This is a genomic window from Sphingopyxis sp. Q841, from assembly GCF_052384365.1.
GTDB lineage: Bacteria > Pseudomonadota > Alphaproteobacteria > Sphingomonadales > Sphingomonadaceae > Sphingopyxis > Sphingopyxis terrae_A.
Window position 1 is genome coordinate 1,399,225 of sequence record NZ_JBQSUM010000001.1, and the last position, 19,489, is coordinate 1,418,713.

Below are 19,489 nucleotides of genomic sequence, written 5' to 3' on the forward strand. Positions count from 1 at the left end.
CCGCTAAAGCAGCGCGCGTGACCGGCCTCCCCACCCGCATCGCTTCGATCGCCGACCGCTGGCCCAAAGGGCTCGCGCTGTTGCTCGGTCTGATTTCCGCAACCGGTTTTGCGCCGCTGAATCTCTGGCCGCTGACGCTGCTTGCGCTCGCGGGATGGATGCTGCTCGTCGCGCGGAGTCCGCGGGGCGCGCGTGCCTTCGGGATCGGCTGGGGCTTCGGGGTCGGCCATTTCGCGCTAGGGCTCAACTGGATTGCGACCGCCTTCACCTATCAGGCGGCGATGCCCGCATGGCTGGGGTGGATCGCGGTGGCACTGCTGTCGCTGTATCTTGCGATTTACCCAGCGCTGGCGGCTTGGGGGGCGTGGACCATCCAATGGTTCGCCGCCCCCGCCAAGCCTGCCCTGAGCGCCGGCAAGGCAGCCGAAGGGGCGGGGACGACGCTCTCCTTCATCTTCGCCTTCGCGGGGCTGTGGACGCTGGCCGAGTGGCTGCGGAGCTGGGTTTTCACTGGCTTTGCGTGGAATCCGCTGAGCGTCATCCTGGTGCCAGTTATCCCGCTTCTGTCGCCGGTGCGGTTTATCGGAACTTATGGCGTGTCGGCCATCGTCATTTTGCTGGCCGGCTTTCTATTACTCCAAGCAGTTCAGTGGTTGCCGCGCTGGTGGCGAGCCCTGATGCCGTCCTTTCGCGACGGCACCTTCCCGTCGGTCATATTGGGCGGGGCAATTTTCGCCCTGTTTGCGCTCACGATACCGTTAACGCACATGGCGCAGCTAGACGACTTGGGAAGAGCGCCAGCCAAAGCGGGGCAAGCAATTCCCATCACCGTCGTCCAGCCCAATGTCGGACAGCAGGACAAGTGGGAAGGCGACAAGGCCGACGCCAATTTCGCCAAGCTCGCGCGGCTGACGACGCCCCGGTCGGACGCGCCGCGGCTGATCCTTTGGCCCGAAGCGGCGATCCCCGACTATCTCGAGACCGGTTATCCCGCGGTCTATTACGACCGCTCGCCCGCCGAGGCGCGTGGGCGGCTGACCGCGCTGATGAACCCCGGCGACTTGATGCTGCTCGGCGCGCTCAAGCTGGAGTTCGACCGCACGGGGCAGGCCGTGGGCGCGCGCAACGCGGTGATGACGGTCCATGCCGATGGGACGCTCGGCCCGCGGTATGACAAGGCGCATCTGGTGCCCTATGGCGAATATCTGCCGATGCGGCCGCTGCTTTCGGCGATCGGCCTGTCGCGCCTCGCCCCTGGCGATCTCGATTTCTGGCCCGGTCCCGGACCTCACACGCTCGACCTGGGCGCCTTCGGCAAGGCGGGGCTGCAAATCTGTTACGAAATCATCTTCTCGGGCGAGGTCGTCGACCGCGCCCACCGCCCCGATTACATCTTCAATCCGTCGAACGATGCCTGGTTCGGTGCCTGGGGTCCGCCGCAGCATCTGGCGCAGGCGCGGCTGCGCGCGATCGAGGAAGGGCTGCCGGTGATCCGCGCAACGCCGACGGGGATCAGCGCGGTGATCGACGCCGACGGCCGGATCGTCGAAGCGCTGCCGATGCACGCCGCCGGCCGCATCGATGCCTTCATTCCAAAGGCGCAAGCGCCAACCCTGTTCGCGCGTTATGGCAACATGCTGCCCGTCGGCTTTGCCCTGCTGCTGCTCGCACTCGCCATTGCCTTTCGGCGGCGCGGGCGCTAACAGCGGGGCGACATAAAGTTTCCTTTATATTCGATTCCAAAAGGCTCCCCATGCGCAACAGCTTCCTCTTCACCTCCGAAAGCGTGTCCGAAGGACATCCCGACAAGGTGGCCGATCAGATCAGCGATTCGATCGTCGACCTGTTCCTGGCGAAGGACCCCGAAGCGCGTGTTGCGTGCGAAACGCTGACGACGACGCAGCTCGTCGTGCTGGCGGGTGAAATCCGCTGCAAGGGCGTGTTCGAAGATGGTGAGTGGGCACCGGGCGCGCTCGACGAGATTGAAGCCACCGTCCGCAACACGGTCAAGGACATCGGCTATGAACAGGCCGGCTTCCACTGGAACCAGTTCCGCTTCGAGAATAATCTGCACGGCCAGTCGGCGCATATCGCGCAGGGCGTTGACGAAAGCGCCGACAAGGATGAAGGTGCGGGCGACCAGGGGATCATGTTCGGCTATGCGTCCGACGAAACCCCCGACCTGATGCCCGCGACGCTCGACTATGCACACAAGATTCTCGAACGCATGGCGGCCGACCGCAAGGCGGGCATCGCCCCCTTCCTCGAACCCGATGCGAAGAGCCAGGTCACGCTGCGCTATGCCAACGAACGCCCGGTCGAGGCGACCGCGATCGTCGTTTCGACGCAGCATGCGCCGGGCTATTTCTTCCACGGCGGCGAAGGCGACGAGGCGAAATATCAGGAACTGCGCAAATATGTGCTCGGCGTGATCGCCGACGTGCTGCCGGCCGAATTGCTGACCGCGAACACCGTCTATCACATCAACCCGACGGGACGTTTCGAGATTGGCGGGCCAGACGGCGACGCCGGCCTGACCGGCCGCAAGATCATCGTCGACACCTATGGCGGCGCAAGCCCGCACGGTGGCGGCGCGTTCAGCGGCAAGGACCCGACCAAAGTCGACCGCTCGGCGGCCTATGTCACGCGCTACCTCGCCAAGAATATCGTCGCCGCGGGCCTTGCCCGCCGCTGCACGATCCAGCTTAGCTACGCGATCGGCGTCGCCGAGCCGCTGTCGGTCTATGTCGATCTGCACGGCACGGCGGCGGAAGGCGTGACCGAGGCGGCGCTCGAGCAGCTGCTGCCGCAGCTCGTCCGCCTGACGCCGAAGGGCATCCGCACCCACCTCGGCCTCAACAAGCCGATCTATCGCCAGACCGCCGCCTATGGCCATTTCGGTCGCCAGGCGTCGGGCGATGCCTTCCCGTGGGAACGCACCGACCTCACCGACAAGCTGAAAGCTGCGTTCGCTGGCTGATGCCGCCGCGGCGCTTGCCGCCTCGGCCCGAGGCGGCTAACGCGCGCGGCATGACGGCTTATAAATCCGGCGATCCGACAACGCTCAACCGCCTTTACGGGCGCGCGAAGGGCAAAGCCCTGCGCGCGGGGCAACAGGATCTGATCGACACGCTGCTGCCGCAGATCGCGGTTCCGGCCGAAGGGCCGGTCACCGCGTCATTGCTGTTCGGCGACGCCGAAGGAGCCGGGCGTCCGCTGCACTTCGAGATCGGTTTCGGCGGCGGCGAACATATGGCGGGGCGCGCCGACATGTTGCCTGACCACGGCTTCATCGGCGCCGAGCCCTTCCTCAACGGCGTCGCGCAGGCGCTGGTGCATGTGTCGGGCGACCATGGCCGGAGCCTGCCGCTCGCCAATGTCCGTATCCACCATGGCGACGCGCTCGAGGTGCTGCGCCGCATCCCCGACGGGGCGCTGAGCTTCGCCTATTTGCTCCACCCCGACCCGTGGCCCAAGGCGCGCCATGCCAAACGGCGGATGATGAACGACGGCCCGCTCGACCTGATCGCCGCCAAGCTGAAACCCGGCGGCGAATTTCGCTTCGGCACCGACCATCCGGTCTACCTTGCCCACGCGCTGATGGTGATGCGGCGCCACCGCCACCAGTTCGAATGGCTGGCGCAAAGCGCACAGGATTTTCTGGTGCGCCCCGGCGGCTGGCCCGAAACCCGCTACGAAGCCAAGGCGCGCGCGCAGGGGCACGAGGTCTGGTATTTTCGCTATCGGCGCATCTAGATCGTCCGGTCGATTGCCCGCGGCCCTTACATCAACGCGCGATATAGTCCGAAGCAGCTCGTCGCGGTCAGGACGATGCCGACGAGTACGAGCATCAGCTTGGGGGCGATGCGCTTGGCCATGAAGGCGCCGATCGGGGCGGCGCAGACGCCGCCGATCAGCAGCCCGAGCGTCGCGCCTGCGACATCGTCGAGGCCGAGGTGCCAGATGAAGGTTGCCGACACCGCGAGCGTCAGGAAAAATTCGACGCTGTTGACCGTGCCGATCACCTTGCGCGGTTCGGCGCCCTGGACGAGCAGGTTGGAGGTCACGACAGGCCCCCAGCCGCCCCCGCCCGCCGCATCGAGGAAGCCGCCGACGAGGCCGAGCGGCGCAATCACCGTCGGCTTGCGAATTTTCGGCGGATAGAGCAGCCCGCGGATCAGCAGCCACACGCCGACGGCGACGAGATAGGCGAGGACGATCGGCTTGACGATCGCACCGTCGATCGAGGTCAGCAGATAGGCGCCGGACACCCCGCCGATCAGGCCCGGGATGAGCAGGCGGAAGAAGAGGCCCCATTCGATATTGCGGTGGAACAGATGGCTGATCCCCGACACTGCGGTCGTGAATACCTCGACGACATGGATGCGCGCCGATGCAGTGGCAGGCGGCACGCCCATCACGGCGACGAGCAAGGTATTGCAGATCACCCCGAACGCCATGCCGAGCGCGCCGTCGACGAGCTGCGCGGCGAAGCCGATCAGGATGAAGGGCAACAGCGCCGCGAAATCGAAGGTCGACAGATCGAGCATGATTCTTCCCAACTTTTTTAGTTGAGAACTAGCTGCCGCGATTTGCACGGCTTGACCAGCATAAATTTTCTGCGCGCAGCGAAGGATATTATTTGTGCGTCCAGCGGCCGATCAGGCGCCTATCTGGTCGGGCAGATATTCGCGGACATAGTCGATGAAGGCGCGCAGCTTGGGCATCACCTGCTTGCGGCTGGGGTAATAGAGGAACAGCCCGCTGGTCGCGTCGGCATAGTCGGTGAGCACCAGTTCGAGCTCGCCCGTTTCGACCATCTTCTTCGCCATCGGCTCGGCCATCATCCCGATCGCGACGCCGGTACGCATCGCGACCAGCGCGGCGATCCAGTCGTTGACGATCACCGGCCCGGTCACCCCGACCTCGAATTCGCGGTTCCCCTGCGCAAAGGTCCACGGCATCAGCGCCCCCGTCGCCAAGCGGAAGCGGATGCAGCGATGATCTTTCAGATCTTCGGGCCTTTCGGGACGCCCGAAGCGGTCGAGATAGGCAGGCGAAGCGGCCGCGACGAAGCGAAACGGGCCGGTGAGGCGAATAGCGATCACATCGGCATCGAGCGATTCACCCATCCGGACGCCGGCGTCGAAGCCCCCGGCGCTCAGGTCGGCGAGCGCGTCGTCGGCATAGATTTCCAGCTCGATCTCGGGATAGGCGTCGACGAAACCCGCGATGATCGGCTCGAACATCGGCTGCACCGCGCCGCGCATCAGGTTGATGCGCAGCCGCCCCGCCGGACGGTTGCCCAGGTTGCGCGCCGCTTCATAGGCGTCGGCCAGCCCGGCAAAGGCAGGCGCGGCGCGTTCGAGGAACATTTCGCCCGCCTGCGTCAGCCCGACGCTACGCGTCGTCCGCATGAACAAAGGTGCGCCGACGCGCGCTTCCAGCGTCTTGATCGTCTGGCTGATCGCCGAGGGAGATACGCCCAGATCAGCTGCCGCGGCGGAAAAGCTCCGCCTTTCCGCGACACGCAGGAAAGCTTCGATCCCGTCGAGCGCCCCATGGGGGATTGTTAAATCCTGCTTCAAGGCACTTGCAGATTATAGAGGATTATCTAAGTGCGCAAGCGCGCCTAAAAAGGTTGCACAACGAAACGAAAGGAAACCTCTCCCATGACCAATCAGCTCTCCTCTTTTCGCCGCTTTCCCACCGCTTTCGCGATCGTCGCCGGTTCGGCGCTCGCCTTCGGCGGCCTGATCGCTTCGACGTCGCCGGCCTATGCGCAGGGCAGCGCCGATTATCGCTGCACCGGCCTTGCCGACCAGGCGAACACCGCCGCCGACAGCGCCCAGGGTGGCAAGCAGGCCAGCGCGAAGCGCTTCGTCGCCACCGGCAAGAAGCTGTGCGAAGCGGGCAACGAACGCGCCGCCGCCAAGCAGTTCCGCGCCGCGCTCAAGGTTGCCGGCGTCGATGAAGCGACCGACAGCCAGGTTGCATCGCGCTGATCGAATAAGCCACGACACCATCTCCGGTCCGTCCTCTCTCCCTCTCCCCGGACGGACGCACAACTGGGGCGGCACCGAAACGGGCCGCCCCATTTTGTTTCAGCGATCGGCAAGCCCGATCCGGTCGCGCAGATACCATAAGGGCAGATGCGGCCGCGCAAGCGCCTTGTTGATCGCATAGGGCCACCAGCCGGGACCGAGCGGGACGTAGAGGCGCGTGCCGACCCCGCGCGTCCGCGCGGCGACGAGGGTGCGGCGCCCGGGCAGCCCGCGCAATTGTTCAAGCTCGCACGGGGTTCCCGCCGCAAGCAACCGGTCGAGCGCGGCAGCAGCCAGCGCAGGCTTGTGCGTCGCCACCGCTACGGGTGCCGCGCGCCCGGCGAGAGCGTCGATCAGCGTCCGATAGGCGGCATCGCCATCCGCCGCATCGCAAAGCGGATCGGCCCATTCGCCCTTCACCACCCGGATACGCGCCGATGTCCCGGACAGGCGCGCGGCATCTGCGGCGCTGCGCCGCCAGCGCGCGGGCAAGGCGATGCCGCTGTCCGGAAAGTCGGGCAGCAGGGCGGCAAGCGCATCCAATGTCGCGTCGGCATCGGCGGGGGCATGGGCATCAAGCAGCACCGGCAGCCCCGCGGCCGCGCCCACCTCGGCAATCCGGCGCAGCCGCTGCGGACAAAAGCCCAGCGGCGGCGCCTTGACCGACAAATAGCTTCCCGGCGGCAGCGGAGTGGCGGCGATCCGGCCGTAAGCAGCCACGATGGCGTCGGCGTCATCGGCATCGCCCTGAAAATAGCCGATCGTCACCGCGATACCGCCGCGCGACAGCCGCCGGGCGACCCGTGAGCCCGCCGCGGCGTCGGGAACCGGAAGCCAGCTGCCCGCCTGCTGCGGCAGTGCATAGCGCCGCGCGCGCAGCCAGCGCCAGAGCGGCCTATCCTTCATGTGCTGCGCCGGACCAGGCGTTTCCACACCCAATGGGCGCCGTCGGCGGCGAGCGCCAGCGCCCCCGACACGCTTGCCGGATAGGTGCGCACGCGCACGCACGCGCGCTGTTCCTGCGTCCAGAAGCGGGTGATCCAGCCCTCGGCCTCGCCGAGCAGTTCGTAGCTGCGCAGGCCCTCGCCCGCCGCCCAGCGCAGCGTGTGGAGCATCAGCAGCGTCCCCGGCGAGCATTTGCCGAAGCGGTCGTCGTGGCCAATCTTGAACAGCCAGTATCGATCGTCGCTGACCAGCGCCAATTGCATCGCCACCGCTTCGCCGCCGATCCGCATGAAGGACAGCCGGAACCGGCCCTCGGCGGCGGCATCGCGAAAAAAGCGGCGGAAGAAGGTCTCGCGGCGGCGGTCGACCGCGATCGCGCTTCCCGCCTCCAGCTTCCAGCTCTTCGCCTCGACCCCGATCGCTTCGTCGAACAGCGCGTCGAAATCCTGCAGGCCCGGCGCCAGCGTCTCGAACGTGACCGGCCCCAGCGCCTCGGCGCGCCGGGCCGCGCGCCGGAAATCGGACCGGCGGCCCGAATTGAAGTGGCTTTCGGGATCGCGCCAGCTTTCGTCGAGCACGATCAGCGGGCAGGGCATCGCCGGGCGCACCGACAGCAGGCCGCGCCCGTGCATCGCGCGGCGCAGCGCCGGCAGCAGCGGCGAGTCGGCGGAAATCCGGTCGAAGGAGAGCGGCTGGTGCAACCGCGCGAGCGCGCCCGCGATCGGGGCGGCATCATCGGGCCGCGCCGCAAGCAGATCGCCCGGCTCGAACAGTTCGCGCGATCCCGCGATGCGCCAGCGGCCGATCGCGCCCGCGTCGCGGCACAGCGGCAGGAGCGCCGAAATCGTGCGGCCGGCGCGCAGTCCGAGCAGCTTGCGGCGCTGCCCTTCGATCAACGGGGTCAGCGCGGCGGCGAAGGCGTGACTCTGGGTTGGCCAGCGGCCATGGGGTTCGAGCGCGCGCCATTCTTCGGCCAGCCAGGCGCTGCCGTCCCAGCGCGCAAGATCGATCGCGCGCGCCGAATGCGGCGGCGCCATTTGCGCGTGTCGGTCGGCGCGCTTGAAGAAATGCGCATGCAGCAAATTCTGCCCCTCTCGCCTGCGCGAATAGCGCGGAAAGGCTAATAAATGTCTGCGCGGCGCGGATCATCGCTTGACGCCGCGCGGGGCTTGCGGGAGGCAGGCGCGATCGATGCGACGGGAGGCGGCGATGACGGGCGACAAGACATCGGTGTTCGCGGACGACTGGTCGGGCGAGATGGGGCAGCGCTGGTTGCGCAATGTCGACCATTTCGAAGCGATGCTGGAACCGATCGGCACCGCGCTGCTCGATCGCGCAGCGATCGCGGCGGGCGAGCGCATCGTCGATCTGGGGTGCGGGGGCGGCGCGACGAGCCGCGCGATCGCGGCGCGCGTCGGACCGCGGGGAGCAGTGCTCGGGCTCGACATCTCGCCCGACCTGATCGTCGCGGCGCGCGCGCGGGCCGGCGCCGATTTTCCCGCGCTGCGCTTTTTCTGCGGCGATGCGGCGAGCGCGGTGCTGCCGGCAGCACCTTATGACCGGCTCGTCTCGCGTTTCGGCAGCATGTTTTTCACCGATCCCGTCGCCGCCTTTCGCCACTTGCGGACGCAGCTCGTGCCCGGCGCGCGCTTCGACCTCGCGGTCTGGGGACCGCCACGCGACAATGTCTGGATGATGGCGGTGATGGGGGTGATCCGCGCGCACGTCGACGTACCGCCCGCGACGCCGCGCGCTCCGGGGCCCTTCGCCTTCGAGGATATCGACTATCTGCGCGGCCTGCTCGCCGATGCCGGCTTTGCCCAGGTCGACATCGACGACTGGCGCGGCGATCAGGCGATCGGCGGGCCGGGGCGCACCCCTGCGGAGGCCGCCGACTTTGCGCTCGAATCGATGTCCGCTGCGCGCGTGCTGAGCGAGGCGGGCGCCGATGTGATGGCAGCGGCGCGCGCCGATCTGGAGCGCGTCTATGGCGAGCATCATGATCCCGAAGCGGGGGTTCGCCTCGGCGCGCGCGCCTGGCTGGTGACCGCCGCCTGAGCCTTAGCGCCGCGCGATCAGCGCCAGCCCGTCGGCGAGTGCGGCGCGCGATATTTCGCCGCTGTGACGGCGGACAATCCGGCCCTTGGCATCGACGAACAGGGTCGTCGGCAGCACTAGCCCGCCCGCGGCATCGCCCGTCCGCCCGCTATGGTCGAGATAGACGTGCGTGCCCGTCACCTTGCGCTCGGCCAGATAGGCGGCGACGGTCGCGCTGTCCTGCCCCTGATTGACCAGCAGGATGGGCACGCGCGATGTCGCCGCAACCTCGGCGAGCATCGGCAGTTCGCGCTGGCACGGCGGGCACCATGTCGCCCACAGGTTGATGACCATCGGCTTCCCGCGCAGCGTATCGAGCGCGATCGCGCCCCCCTCCATGTCGGTGAGCATCAGCCCCCGCGCGAGCGGGCGCGGCGCGGGTTCGAGCGCCGGCGCCGCGACCGCATGAACCGCCGCCAGCCCGGCGAGCACGCCAAGCAACAGCGCTGTCGAGCGCGAGCGGCGGAGCCAGACGGCCACCGCCATCCCCGCCGCAGCGATCCCGGCCCAGGGCAGGAAACCACCCTGCCAGACCGCAAGGATCGACCAGGGTTCGGGTGCATAGGCATCGGCGTGGCGCACCACATAGGCGGCGCGCGCCACGAGCAGCCCCACGATGACGGCGATCCAGCTCGCTGTCGCCGCGCGCATATCGCCGCGCGCCGCGATCAGGCTGCCGCCCGCCAGAAACAGCCAGACCAGCGCGACCGCGAGCAGGCGGTCGGCGGCAAGCGCGAGCGGCCCGAGCGAAATCGTCATCGGCGTGGCCGCCGGGCTGCGCGATATGGTCGCGGCGATTTGGTCACATCCAAGTCAATTTCCTTTTGGCTCCCGAAGCGCCCCCTTTGCGCAATCTGATCGGCGAAACGGCGGCGAAAGAAAAGGGACGGCCGCCGGACAGTCGTTCGTTACATGTCGCCCCCGGGCCAATCGCCGATGCGGAGCGTAGCGACCGTGCCGCCCGACGGTGCGCGATCGAGCGCTACATCGCCCCCATAGTCGCGCGCCACATCGCGCGCGATGGCAAGGCCAAGGCCCGATCCGGCGCCGGGGCCAGCGCCGCGCGCGCCGATGCCGAACATAGCATCGCGCTGATCGGGCGGAACGCCCGGCCCGTCGTCGGTAATGGCAATGCGGCGCGCGGCGCCGGCGAAACTATAGTCGATCGTGATGCCCGATCGCGCCCATTTTCCGGCATTGTCGAGCAGGTTCGACAATATCTCGCTCAGATCCTCGGCATCCATGGGAAGCGAAGGGGCAGCGGGATCGAGCGCCGCGGCGGTCGCCGCGAAGCGCTTGCCCGGATGGCAGCGTTCCATCGCGGCGATCAGCGGCGGCAGGATCGCGGCGAGCCGCACGCCGCCGACCACCCCCGCATGCGACCCGCCCGACCGGACGCGCGACAGATGATAGTCGATCTGGCGCTGCATTGTCTCGCTTTCGGACAGGAAGACGTCGGCCGCAGCGCTTTCGGTGCCGCGCTGTTGAAGCCGTTCGGCCTCGTCGGTGACGACGGCGAGCGGGGTGCGCAGCGAGTGCGCCAGCGCGCCCGCGGCGACACGCCCGCGTTCGACGATCTCGGCGTTGCGCGCCAGATAGCTGTTCAACGGATCGACGAGCTGGCGGATTTCGTCAGGAAACAACCCCTCGATGTGATCGGCCTGCCCGCGGCGCAGCGCCGCGATCCGCGCGGCCAGCCGGTTGAACGGCCGGAAGCCGAGCGTGATGATCGCAAGGCCGCTTGCCAGAAGCGCGAGCGCGAGCAGGCTGAGCCACAGACTGAGCTCGCGGGTAAAGCTCGCGATTACGGCGCGCAGCAGGCGCTCGTCGGTGGCGATGACGAAATGCAGCGGGGCGCCGCCCGGCACGGCGCGCTCGAAGCCATAGGTGATCGTGGGCCCCGTTGGGCCGTTTTCGACGCGGTGCAGGATGTCCGGGCTGTGCGCGACATCCTCGTCGAGCGCGCCGCGCGTCATAGAGGGCGACTTCAGCGAGCGATAGCCGGGGCGCCCGATCTGCCAGTAAAATCCGGACAGCGGCACCGCATAGCGCGGATCGGACAGCGGCCGCGACAGGCGGGGGTTGCCCGCCGCATCGAGCACGGTCAGCTCGGCGAGCTCGCGGACATGAACCTCCAGCTCTTCATGATATTGCTGTTCGACATGGCTGCTGAACAGCCGCACCGACGAAAACCACAACGCGCCGATGCCCAGCGCCACCCAGATCAGGATGGCGGCCAGAAAGCGCGCGCGCAGGCTGGAAAAGAGTCGGGTCACAATTCGAGCCGATATCCCAGGCCGCGCACGGTGCGAATAGCGTCGCGTCCGATCTTGCGGCGCAGCCGGCTGATATGCGCCTCCACCGCGTTGCGGTCGCGCTCGGCTTCGAGTGCGTAAAGCTGATCGAGGATGTCGGCTTGCGACAAGATATGTTCGGGACGCCGCATGAAGAGGTGCAGCAGCGCGAACTCCTTGCGACTGAGCGTCAGCGCTTCGCCGTGCAGCGTCGCGGTGGACGCGACGGGGTCGAGCGAAAGCGGGCCGACCGTCAGCGCGTTGCTGCCGCGCCCGCGTCCACGCCGCCACAGCGCATGCAGCCGCGCCAGCAGCTCTTCGAACCGCACCGGCTTGACGATGAAATCATCGGCGCCGCTGTTCAGCCCCTCGACCTTTTCACGCCAGTTGCCCCGCGCGGTCAGGATCAGGATCGGCACCGTCCGCGCGGCGCCGCGCCAGTAGCGCAGCACATCGATCCCGTCGCCGTCGGGCAGTCCCAGATCGAGGATCACCGCGCCCAGCATGTCGATGTCGGGCCAGTCGCGGGCGTCGCCCGCCGACGCGGCGCTGTCGACGGCAATCCCCGCCGCCACCAGCCGCTCGGTCAGGCGGCGGCGCAGTTCGGGATCGTCTTCGACCAGCAATACGCGCATCGGCATCTTGTCCTTGTAGGGATGATCTCATCGTCTTCATCCCGGTGTGATGGTCCTAGCGCAATTGCCTGACGCGACACTGACAAAATGTCAGGCTGGCGTCAGACTCGCTTGGCAGACGGCAGCCATGGACAGGAAAGCCCTTATCGCCGCATCGACCGCGCTCGCCCTTGCGGCGGGTGCCGCAACCCTCTGGTGGTCGAAGGAGGCGCCCCCGCCTGCGCCCGACGGCGGCGAAACGGCCATCGCGCCGGGCAAGCTGACCGCCCGACAGATCGAGAAGCTCGGCATCGCGACCGCAGTCGCGGCGGCCGCCAGCAGTGCCGAGCTTGGCGCGGTCCCTGCGACCGTATCGCTGCCCCCCGATGCGCGGGTCGCGGTGACCGCGCCATTCGACGGGATCGCAGTACGGCTGTTTGTTGTCGAGGGCGAGGCGGTAACGGCCGGTCAGCCGCTCGCCAGCATCCGCGCCGCCGAGCCTGTCCAATATGGCGCGGCGCTGGCGCGCGCGCAGGCGCAGCTGGAAGTTGCGCGCGCCGCCGCGGGCCGCACCGGCCAGCTCGCCAAGGAAGGCATTGTCGCGGGCGCCCGCGCCGACGAGGCGCGCGCCGCGCTGCGCGAGGCTGAGGTCAATGTCGCCGAAAACCGCCGCATTCTCGCGCAGGCCAATGCCGACGGCAGCGGTATGATGACGCTGCGCGCGCCGATCGGCGGCCGGATCGCAGCCGTCAATGTGCAGGCGGGCGGTCCGGTGGGTGGCCTCAGCGCGCCGTTCATCGTCGAAAACACGGCGCGGCTGATGCTCGATCTGCAAATCCCCGAACGGCTCGCGGGCGCCGTTCATCCGGGCACCCCCGTCGAAGTCCGAATGCCCGGCACCGCGCCCGCCACGGGCCGCGTCATCGCGGTCGGCGGCTCGATCGACCCTACGACGCGCGCGCTGACGGCAAAGGCGCGCCTCGACGCCGCGCCCGCACTAGTCAGCGGCAAGTCGGTCGTCGCGATCCTCGGCGGCGTTCAGCCCGTCGCCGGTGCGAGCATCCCTTCCGCCGCGCTGACACGGGTCGGCGACAGGGATGCGGTTTTCGTGAAGGGGGCGGACGGATTCGCGCTGCGCCCCGTCACCGTCGCCAGCCGCGTCGGCGCCAGCGTGACGATAACCGCCGGACTGAAGCCCGGCGAACGCGTCGCAACCTCGGCAATCGCCGAACTCAAGGCCGTGCTGGGCGGCGAATAGGATGCTCGGCAAACTCGTCGAAAAGGCGCTCGCGCTGCGCCTTGCCGTCATCGGTGCCGCGCTGCTGCTGGGCGGCATCGGGGCCTGGTCCTTCGCCAATCTGCCGATCGATGCCTTTCCGGACATCAGCTCGACGCAGGTCAAGATCATCCTGAAGGCGCCGGGAATGACCCCCGAGGAGGTCGAGAGCCGCGTCATCACGCCGATCGAGATGGAGATGCTGGGCATCCCCGATCAGGCGAACCTGCGCTCGGTAGCCAAATATGCGATCGCCGACATCACGATCGATTTCAAGGACGGCACCGACATCTATTGGGCGCGCAGCCAGGTCGCCGAGCGGCTGTCGAATGTCGCGGGCGACCTGCCGGCGACGGTCGAGGGCGGGATGGCGCCGATCTCTACCCCGCTGTCCGACATGTATATGTTCACGCTCGAAGGGCCACAGGATCTGACCGAAAAGCGGCGGGTACTCGACTGGATCATCCGCCCGGCGCTGCGCACCGTTCCCGGCGTTGCCGATGTCAACGCGCTCGGCGGCTTCGCCGAAACCTTCGAGGTGCGCCCGGACAATGGCGCGCTGGCGGCGGCGGGGCTGAGCGTCGAAGATCTGCGGGCGACGATCGAGGCGAGCAATCGCAACGACGGAGCCGGTCGGCTCAAGATCGGCGACGAAGCGCTGATCGTGCGCTCGGTCGGCGCTATCCGCACGCTCGACGATCTCGCCTCGGTCGTGGTGCGCTCGCGGGATGGCGGTATCGTGCGCGTCGGCGACGTCGCGGCGGTGCGCGCCGGGCATCTGACGCGCTATGGCGCCGTCACGAAGGACGGCAAGGGCGAGGCGGTCGAGGGGCTGATCATCGCGCTGCGCGGCGCCGACGCGTCGAAGGTCGTCGACGGGGTCAAGGCGCGGCTCGCGGAAATCCAGCCCAGCCTGCCGCGCGGGATGCGCGTCGACGTCTTCTACGACCGGTCCGACCTCATCGAACGCGCGGTCGGGACGGTCGAGAAGGCGCTGATCGAAGCGACGATCCTCGTCGTCATCCTGCTACTCCTGTTTCTGGGCGATGTCCGCGCGTCGGTCATCGTCGCACTCGCTCTGCCGATGGCGGCGCTGCTGACCTTCATCTTCATGCGGGCGATCGGACTCACCGCCAATCTGATGAGCCTCGGCGGGCTTGCCATCGCGGTCGGCATATTGGTCGACGGCGCCGTTGTCGTCGTCGAAAATGTCGTCGAGCGCTTGTCCGATCCCAGGCATCGCCGGATGGGCAAGTTGCATGCTGTGTTCGTCGCCGCGTCCGAAGTCGCGATGCCGGTCGCCTCGGGGCTCCTCATCATCGCGCTCGTGTTCCTGCCGCTGCTCACGCTCGAGGGGCTGGAGGGCAAGCTGTTCGCGCCCGTCGCGCTGACCATCGTGCTCGCGCTGCTTTCGGCGCTGGTCCTGTCGCTGACGCTGGTGCCGGTGCTCGCCTATTTCATCCTGAAGCAGCAGGACGGCCACCGCGAACCGCGCCTGATGCGTTTGCTGGCGCCGCGTCACGCGCGGGCGCTCGAATGGGCCTTTGCCCACCGCCGGACCGTCGCCGGGATTTCCGCGATCGGCCTGCTGCTCGCCGGGGTCGCTTATACGGTGACGGGCAAGACCTTTCTGCCGACGATGGACGAGGGGTCGACGATCGTTCAGCTCACCAAGCTGCCAAGCATCAATATCGAGCATAGCGCCGCGGGCGACATGAAGGTGCAGCGCGCAATCCTCGAACAGGTGCCCGAAGTTACCAGCGTGATCGCGCGCGTCGGCAGCGACGAGCTCGGCCTCGACCCGATGAGCCCCAATGAAACCGACAGCTTTCTTAAGCTGAAGCCGCGGTCCGAATGGCGCGTTGCCGACAAGGATTGGCTCAACGACCGGATTCGGGCCGTGCTCGCCGATTTTCCGGGGATCGATCCCAGCTTCACCCAGCCGATCGAGATGCGCGTTTCCGAAATGCTCACCGGTGCGCGCGGCGATCTGGCGATCAAATTGTTCGGCCCTGACCTCAAGGAACTGGCGCGGCTCGCGGGCGCGATCCAGGGCCGGCTCGAAACGATCCGCGGGACGAGCGAGGCGATGACGGTCGCCAACGACAGCGTCGATTATCTGCAGATCGACATCGATCGTATGGCCGCAGGGCGGGCGGGAATGCCCGTCGACACGCTGCAGGACATGATGCGCGCCGATGTCGAGGGCGTCCGCGCCGGCACGATCGCCGAAGGCGCGCGCCGGATTCCCGTGGTTATTCGCGGCGAAGGCGGCGACGGCATGGACGCGCAAAGCTACACCGACCGTCTCTATCGCACCCCCGCCGGGACTCTTCTTCGCACCAGCGATGTCGCGGCGATCGCACAGGTCGCGGGGCCGGTGAAGCTCGAACATGAAAATGGATCTCGCTTCGCGCTCGTGCAGGCCTTCGTCAGCGGCCGCGACCTTGTCGGCTACGTCGAGGAGGCTAAGGCGGATATCGGCGAGCATGTGAAGCTGCCGCCCGGCTATCGTATCGTCTGGGGCGGCCAGTTCGAGAATCAGCAGCGGGCGGCCGCACGCCTGATGATCGTGCTGCCAATCGCGGTGCTGATGATCTTCATCGTTCTTTATCTGACGCTGCGCTCGCTGCGCGCGGCGGCGCTGATCCTCGTCAACATACCCTTTGCGGCGGTGGGCGGGATGATCGCGCTCGCACTATCGGGCGAATATCTGTCGGTTCCCGCCTCGGTCGGCTTCATCGCGCTGCTCGGCATCGCGGTGCTCAACGGGCTCGTCATGGTCAGCTATTTCCGTCAGCTGCGCGAACGCGGCGTCCCGCTGCACCAGGCGGTGCGCGAGGGCGCCGCGCGGCGCCTGCGCCCGGTGCTGATGACCGCGAGCATCGCCGCCTTCGGCCTCGTCCCGCTGCTCTTCGCGTCCGGTCCGGGGTCGGAAATCCAGCGCCCACTTGCCATCGTCGTCATCGGCGGACTGGTGACGGCGACGCTGCTCACACTCATCCTGCTGCCCATCCTGTACGAGCGCTTTGGCGAAAGCGCTGCCGAGCGCGGCGCGGGCGATCAGGATCATCCTGCCGGAGCCCCTGCATGACCCGCCGTCTGTTCCTTGCCGCCAGTCTGGCCCTGACGTCGCCTGCCGCCGCCGAGCCGGGACTGTTGCCCGAAGCCGTGGTGCGCGAGGCGCTCGACGCCCACCCCTCGGTCATCGCGGCGAGAGCCCGTGTCGATGTCGCGGCGGCAGAGAAGCGCGCGCTCGAAGCCGGACCCTATGAGTTCAGCGTCACCGGCAGCTATGTCAGCCGCAGCATCGACCGCGAGGGTCGCTTCAACGAATATGACGCGATCCTCGCGCGTCCGGTTCGTCTGCCGGGCAAGGCGCGGCTCGACCGGAAGGCCGGCGCGCTGGGCGTCGAGGCCGCCACCAATCATTTCGAAGATGCTCGGCATCAGGCCGCGTTGTTGCTCAACGCGCTGTGGTGGGACTGGGTCGGTGCCAACGCCGAGGCCGTCGTCGATGCGCAGGGCGTCGAAAATTATGCAACGCTGGTCCGGATCGTGCGCCGACGGGTCGATCTGCGCGACGCCCCGCAGCTTGAGGCCGATCAGGCCGAAGCCGCGCTGGCGGAGGCGCGCCTGCTCGCGGCCCAATCGGCGGGGCGCGCCGATCTGGCACGGGCCCGGCTTGCCGCACAATTTCCGGGTATCGCCCTGCCCGCCGAGGCACCGACGCTCGCCACGCCGACCTTCGATTCAGCCGGGGCGTCGCAGATGCGCGATCAGGTCATCGAACGCAGCCACGAAATCGCTGCCGCCGATGCCGAGGCGCGGCGCTTTGGTGCACTCGCCGAACGCGGGCGGCAGGACCGGATTCCCGATCCCACCGTCGGCCTCCGGCTGTTCAGCGAACGCAGCGGCGCCGAACGGGGCGCGGGTCTGACCGTAACGATCCCGATCGGCGGCAATCACCGCGGCGCCATGGCGGCGCGCGCGGCGTCCGAGGCGCAGGCCGCGGCGGCGCAGCTCAGCGCTGTCCGCTTCGATGTGCAGGAAATGGCCGACGGCGACCTCGCGCGCGCTGCCGCGGCTTATTCGGCGTGGCAGCGCGCCGATCAGGCGCGCGCGGCGCAGATGGCGGCGCTCGCCAAGCTTCGCCGCGGGCAGGATCTGGATGCGATCGATCTCGCCGACGTCCTGCTCGGAGAGCGCCAGACGCACGCGTCGTTCCGGGCCGAAACGATCGCCCGCACCGAAGCGCTGCGCGACATCACCCGGCTGCGCATCGACAGCCATAATCTGTGGATCAGCGAATAGGCCGCGCCGTTCAATTCGCCGGCTTCGTCACGTCGATCTTTTCGACCCATTCGGGATAGAAACTCGGTTCGCGCGCCGACCAGCCGGGCGCGGTGGCGGCGGCTTCGCTGATCGACTGGAGCAGCAGCTTGCGCTTGTCTGGGTGCAGGTGCGGCAGCGATGCCGCGGCGCAGAAGGCGCCGGGCAGCCATGGGCGCGCGTGCGCGCCGAGCAGACGTTCATAGAGAAAGCGATAGGCGGCGAAGGTGGGCAGGCGATCCTGCCCCAGATCGAAGGCCGATACCGCGACGAGCGGCGCCATGAAGCCTTCGAGTGCGTCGAGTCCGCTGTCCTCCGGAATATGGGTGCGAATGTCGCATAGCCGCTGATAGACGCGGGCTTGAACGCGGATTGCGGCTTCTTCGACCATGTCGCGCGACCAGCGTTCGATTGCATCGTCACGCTCGAGCCCGATATCGAGCGAGCGGCGAATATAGCGCTGCGTCCCTGCAGCGAAGCCCGCAAATTCCTTGATTTCGGCGAGGGACAAATCGCCGGATGCCGGTCCCGAACGCGTCGCCATGGTCATGCTCCCGCTTGCGCTCCCCGGGGAGCCGTCCCCCCGGAGGCTTGCATCGAACAGTCTGCCACTGAAATGGTTAGTGGCCGGTTAACCATGACGTCGGCGCGCGTTCAGCTTCGCTTGTGGGGCGTTGCGCCGCGCCGCGACCGGGCCTAATCAGCGTGTCATCAGACCATAAGACACGCAGGGACAACAATGTCGCACGCACCGCAGCCGGTCATTTCCGCCACCGGGCTCTTCACCCCCGCCGAACGCATCACCAACGAAGAACTTGTCGCCAGTTTTAACCGGTATGTTGCGCTGCACAATAGGGAAAATGCCGCGGCGATCGCAGCGGGCGAGATCGACGAACTCGCTGAATCGAGCGTCGATTTCATCGAAAAGGCGAGCGGCATCGGATCGCGCTACGTCGTCGACAAGGCGGGCATCCTGGACCCCGAGCATATGGCACCGCGGCTTGCCGAGCGGACCAATGACGAGCTGTCGATCCTCGCCGAGATCGGCGTGGCGGCCGCAAAGGACGCGCTGGCGCGCGCCGGTCGCGATGCCGCCGACGTCGATGCGGTGCTGTGTGCGGCGTCGAACATGCAGCGCGCCTATCCCGCAATGGCGATCGAGATTCAGCAGGCTTTGGGCATCGACGGCTTTGCTTTCGACATGAATGTCGCCTGCTCCTCGGCGACCTTTGGCATCCAGACCGCGGCCGACTATATTCGTGCGGGGCATGCAAGGAGCGTGCTGGTCGTGAACCCTGAAATCTGTTCGGGGCACCTCAATTGGCGCGACCGCGACAGCCATTTCATCTTCGGCGACGTCGCCACCGCGATTCTCGTCGAGGACAAGGCCATCGCGCCGGCGGGGCATTGGGACATATTGGGTACGCGGCTGAAGACCGTTTTCTCCAACAATATCCGCAACAATTTCGGCTTTCTGAACCGCGCCCACGGCGCCATCGACCAGTCGGGACCGAAGACCGACAAACTGTTCGTCCAGGAAGGCCGCAAGGTGTTCAAGGAAGTCGTGCCGATGGTCGCCGTCATGATTGTCGAGGAAATGGAGAAACTCGGCCTGCAAGGCGCCGACATGCGCCGCCTGTGGCTGCATCAGGCGAACACCAACATGAACCGCCTGATCGCGCACAAGGTGCTGGGGCATGAGGCAAGCGCCGACGAAAGCCCGACGGTGCTCGACACCTACGGCAATACCTCAAGCGCCGGGTCGATCATCGCCTATCACCTGAACCACGAAGATATGCAGGCGGGCGATACCGGGCTGATCTGTTCGTTCGGCGCCGGCTATTCGGCGGGTACGGTGTTCGTTCGCAAGACGTGACCGCCAGAATC

Annotated in this window: 17 protein-coding genes; 9 read left to right on the plus strand and 8 right to left on the minus strand. The window is 67.5% G+C overall.

Going from position 1 to position 19,489, the window contains the following annotated elements:
* Positions 1 to 17 precede the first annotated feature (17 nt).
* Genes lnt through trmB form a run of 3 tightly spaced genes read left to right on the plus strand, consistent with a single transcriptional unit; the run spans position 18 to position 3,756 of the window.
* Positions 18 to 1,703 carry an apolipoprotein N-acyltransferase gene (lnt, locus tag ACT17R_RS06950; RefSeq protein ID WP_234178421.1) on the plus strand — a complete coding sequence of 562 codons (1,686 nt, stop codon included), beginning with the start codon at positions 18 to 20 and terminating at the stop codon, positions 1,701 to 1,703.
* A gap of 50 nt (positions 1,704 to 1,753) precedes the next feature.
* The gene (gene metK / locus ACT17R_RS06955; protein WP_186401608.1) at positions 1,754 to 2,980 is read left to right on the plus strand and encodes a methionine adenosyltransferase; all 1,227 of its coding nucleotides are present in this window, start codon (positions 1,754 to 1,756) and stop codon (positions 2,978 to 2,980) included.
* A 50-nt stretch (positions 2,981 to 3,030) separates the two neighbouring features.
* Complete coding sequence (gene trmB, locus ACT17R_RS06960) at positions 3,031 to 3,756, plus strand: tRNA (guanine(46)-N(7))-methyltransferase TrmB (protein WP_062903090.1); 726 nt, start codon at positions 3,031 to 3,033, stop codon at positions 3,754 to 3,756.
* A 26-nt stretch (positions 3,757 to 3,782) separates the two neighbouring features.
* Here trmB and ACT17R_RS06965 read toward each other — a convergent pair whose 3' ends face one another.
* Positions 3,783 to 4,550, minus strand: a complete 768-nt coding sequence (locus tag ACT17R_RS06965) for a sulfite exporter TauE/SafE family protein (protein ID WP_062901573.1) — start codon at positions 4,548 to 4,550, stop codon at positions 3,783 to 3,785.
* A 111-nt stretch (positions 4,551 to 4,661) separates the two neighbouring features.
* On the minus strand, positions 4,662 to 5,588 hold the full coding sequence (locus ACT17R_RS06970) for a LysR family transcriptional regulator (RefSeq protein WP_003041844.1): 927 nt from the start codon (positions 5,586 to 5,588) through the stop codon (positions 4,662 to 4,664).
* 84 nt (positions 5,589 to 5,672) lie between these two features.
* Here ACT17R_RS06970 and ACT17R_RS06975 point away from each other — a divergent pair, with 84 nt between their 5' ends.
* Entirely contained in the window at positions 5,673 to 6,005 is a 333-nt protein-coding gene (locus ACT17R_RS06975; protein ID WP_062901571.1) for a hypothetical protein, read from the plus strand.
* 99 nt (positions 6,006 to 6,104) lie between these two features.
* On the opposite strand, the gene ACT17R_RS06980 is transcribed toward ACT17R_RS06975, so the two are convergent.
* Together ACT17R_RS06980 and ACT17R_RS06985 are read right to left on the minus strand one after the other, a co-directional pair.
* Positions 6,105 to 6,950 (minus strand): proline dehydrogenase, encoded by an 846-nt coding sequence (locus ACT17R_RS06980; RefSeq protein WP_186401606.1) that lies wholly within the window; start codon positions 6,948 to 6,950, stop codon positions 6,105 to 6,107.
* A complete protein-coding gene (locus ACT17R_RS06985) occupies positions 6,947 to 8,026 on the minus strand; it encodes a GNAT family N-acetyltransferase (protein WP_444809185.1) in 1,080 nt (359 codons plus the stop codon). Before ACT17R_RS06985 ends, ACT17R_RS06980 begins: the two co-directional genes overlap by 4 nt.
* A 172-nt stretch (positions 8,027 to 8,198) precedes the next feature.
* Here ACT17R_RS06985 and ACT17R_RS06990 point away from each other — a divergent pair, with 172 nt between their 5' ends.
* On the plus strand, positions 8,199 to 9,047 hold the full coding sequence (locus ACT17R_RS06990) for a class I SAM-dependent methyltransferase (RefSeq protein ID WP_444809186.1): 849 nt from the start codon (positions 8,199 to 8,201) through the stop codon (positions 9,045 to 9,047).
* A 3-nt stretch (positions 9,048 to 9,050) separates the two neighbouring features.
* Here the strand turns inward: ACT17R_RS06990 and ACT17R_RS06995 are convergent, their stop codons facing one another.
* The 3 genes from ACT17R_RS06995 to ACT17R_RS07005 all read right to left on the minus strand — a co-directional run bounded on the left by ACT17R_RS06995 (position 9,051) and on the right by ACT17R_RS07005 (position 12,015).
* Positions 9,051 to 9,845 (minus strand): TlpA disulfide reductase family protein, encoded by a 795-nt coding sequence (locus ACT17R_RS06995; protein ID WP_234178418.1) that lies wholly within the window; start codon positions 9,843 to 9,845, stop codon positions 9,051 to 9,053.
* 149 nt (positions 9,846 to 9,994) lie between these two features.
* Positions 9,995 to 11,362, minus strand: a complete 1,368-nt coding sequence (locus tag ACT17R_RS07000) for an ATP-binding protein (protein ID WP_444809187.1) — start codon at positions 11,360 to 11,362, stop codon at positions 9,995 to 9,997.
* On the minus strand, positions 11,359 to 12,015 hold the full coding sequence (locus tag ACT17R_RS07005) for a response regulator transcription factor (protein ID WP_062903088.1): 657 nt from the start codon (positions 12,013 to 12,015) through the stop codon (positions 11,359 to 11,361). Before ACT17R_RS07005 ends, ACT17R_RS07000 begins: the two co-directional genes overlap by 4 nt.
* Positions 12,016 to 12,142: 127 nt before the next feature.
* Between ACT17R_RS07005 and ACT17R_RS07010 the strand changes: the two genes are divergently transcribed.
* Genes ACT17R_RS07010 through ACT17R_RS07020 form a run of 3 tightly spaced genes read left to right on the plus strand, consistent with a single transcriptional unit; the run spans position 12,143 to position 17,584 of the window.
* Positions 12,143 to 13,252: an efflux RND transporter periplasmic adaptor subunit gene (locus tag ACT17R_RS07010; protein ID WP_186401601.1), complete on the plus strand. Its 1,110-nt coding sequence runs from the start codon at positions 12,143 to 12,145 to the stop codon at positions 13,250 to 13,252.
* Position 13,253: 1 nt separating this feature from the next.
* Positions 13,254 to 16,364 carry an efflux RND transporter permease subunit gene (locus ACT17R_RS07015; protein WP_444809188.1) on the plus strand — a complete coding sequence of 1,037 codons (3,111 nt, stop codon included), beginning with the start codon at positions 13,254 to 13,256 and terminating at the stop codon, positions 16,362 to 16,364.
* Positions 16,361 to 17,584: a TolC family protein gene (locus tag ACT17R_RS07020; RefSeq protein WP_444809189.1), complete on the plus strand. Its 1,224-nt coding sequence runs from the start codon at positions 16,361 to 16,363 to the stop codon at positions 17,582 to 17,584. The genes ACT17R_RS07015 and ACT17R_RS07020 overlap by 4 nt, the downstream gene beginning before the upstream one ends.
* Before the next feature lie 10 nt (positions 17,585 to 17,594).
* On the opposite strand, the gene ACT17R_RS07025 is transcribed toward ACT17R_RS07020, so the two are convergent.
* A complete protein-coding gene (locus ACT17R_RS07025; RefSeq protein WP_062901563.1) occupies positions 17,595 to 18,146 on the minus strand; it encodes a hypothetical protein in 552 nt (183 codons plus the stop codon).
* 195 nt (positions 18,147 to 18,341) lie between these two features.
* Here ACT17R_RS07025 and ACT17R_RS07030 point away from each other — a divergent pair, with 195 nt between their 5' ends.
* Positions 18,342 to 19,478: a beta-ketoacyl-ACP synthase III gene (locus tag ACT17R_RS07030; RefSeq protein WP_234178409.1), complete on the plus strand. Its 1,137-nt coding sequence runs from the start codon at positions 18,342 to 18,344 to the stop codon at positions 19,476 to 19,478.
* The last annotated feature ends 11 nt before the right edge of the window (positions 19,479 to 19,489 follow it).

Excerpts from the sequence above, each read along its gene's own strand:
- metK (WP_186401608.1), top strand. The coding sequence starts at position 1,754 with ATGCGCAACAGCTTCCTCTTCACCTCCGAAAGCGTGTCCGAAGGACAT.
- trmB (WP_062903090.1), top strand. The coding sequence starts at position 3,031 with ATGACGGCTTATAAATCCGGCGATCCGACAACGCTCAACCGCCTTTAC.
- ACT17R_RS06965 (WP_062901573.1), bottom strand. The coding sequence starts at position 4,550 with ATGCTCGATCTGTCGACCTTCGATTTCGCGGCGCTGTTGCCCTTCATC.
- ACT17R_RS06975 (WP_062901571.1), top strand. The coding sequence starts at position 5,673 with ATGACCAATCAGCTCTCCTCTTTTCGCCGCTTTCCCACCGCTTTCGCG.
- ACT17R_RS06980 (WP_186401606.1), bottom strand. The coding sequence starts at position 6,950 with ATGAAGGATAGGCCGCTCTGGCGCTGGCTGCGCGCGCGGCGCTATGCA.
- ACT17R_RS06985 (WP_444809185.1), bottom strand. The coding sequence starts at position 8,026 with ATGGCGCCGCCGCATTCGGCGCGCGCGATCGATCTTGCGCGCTGGGAC.
- ACT17R_RS06990 (WP_444809186.1), top strand. The coding sequence starts at position 8,199 with ATGACGGGCGACAAGACATCGGTGTTCGCGGACGACTGGTCGGGCGAG.
- ACT17R_RS06995 (WP_234178418.1), bottom strand. The coding sequence starts at position 9,845 with ATGACGATTTCGCTCGGGCCGCTCGCGCTTGCCGCCGACCGCCTGCTC.
- ACT17R_RS07005 (WP_062903088.1), bottom strand. The coding sequence starts at position 12,015 with ATGCGCGTATTGCTGGTCGAAGACGATCCCGAACTGCGCCGCCGCCTG.
- ACT17R_RS07010 (WP_186401601.1), top strand. The coding sequence starts at position 12,143 with ATGGACAGGAAAGCCCTTATCGCCGCATCGACCGCGCTCGCCCTTGCG.
- ACT17R_RS07015 (WP_444809188.1), top strand. The coding sequence starts at position 13,254 with ATGCTCGGCAAACTCGTCGAAAAGGCGCTCGCGCTGCGCCTTGCCGTC.
- ACT17R_RS07020 (WP_444809189.1), top strand. The coding sequence starts at position 16,361 with ATGACCCGCCGTCTGTTCCTTGCCGCCAGTCTGGCCCTGACGTCGCCT.
- ACT17R_RS07025 (WP_062901563.1), bottom strand. The coding sequence starts at position 18,146 with ATGGCGACGCGTTCGGGACCGGCATCCGGCGATTTGTCCCTCGCCGAA.
- ACT17R_RS07030 (WP_234178409.1), top strand. The coding sequence starts at position 18,342 with ATGTCGCACGCACCGCAGCCGGTCATTTCCGCCACCGGGCTCTTCACC.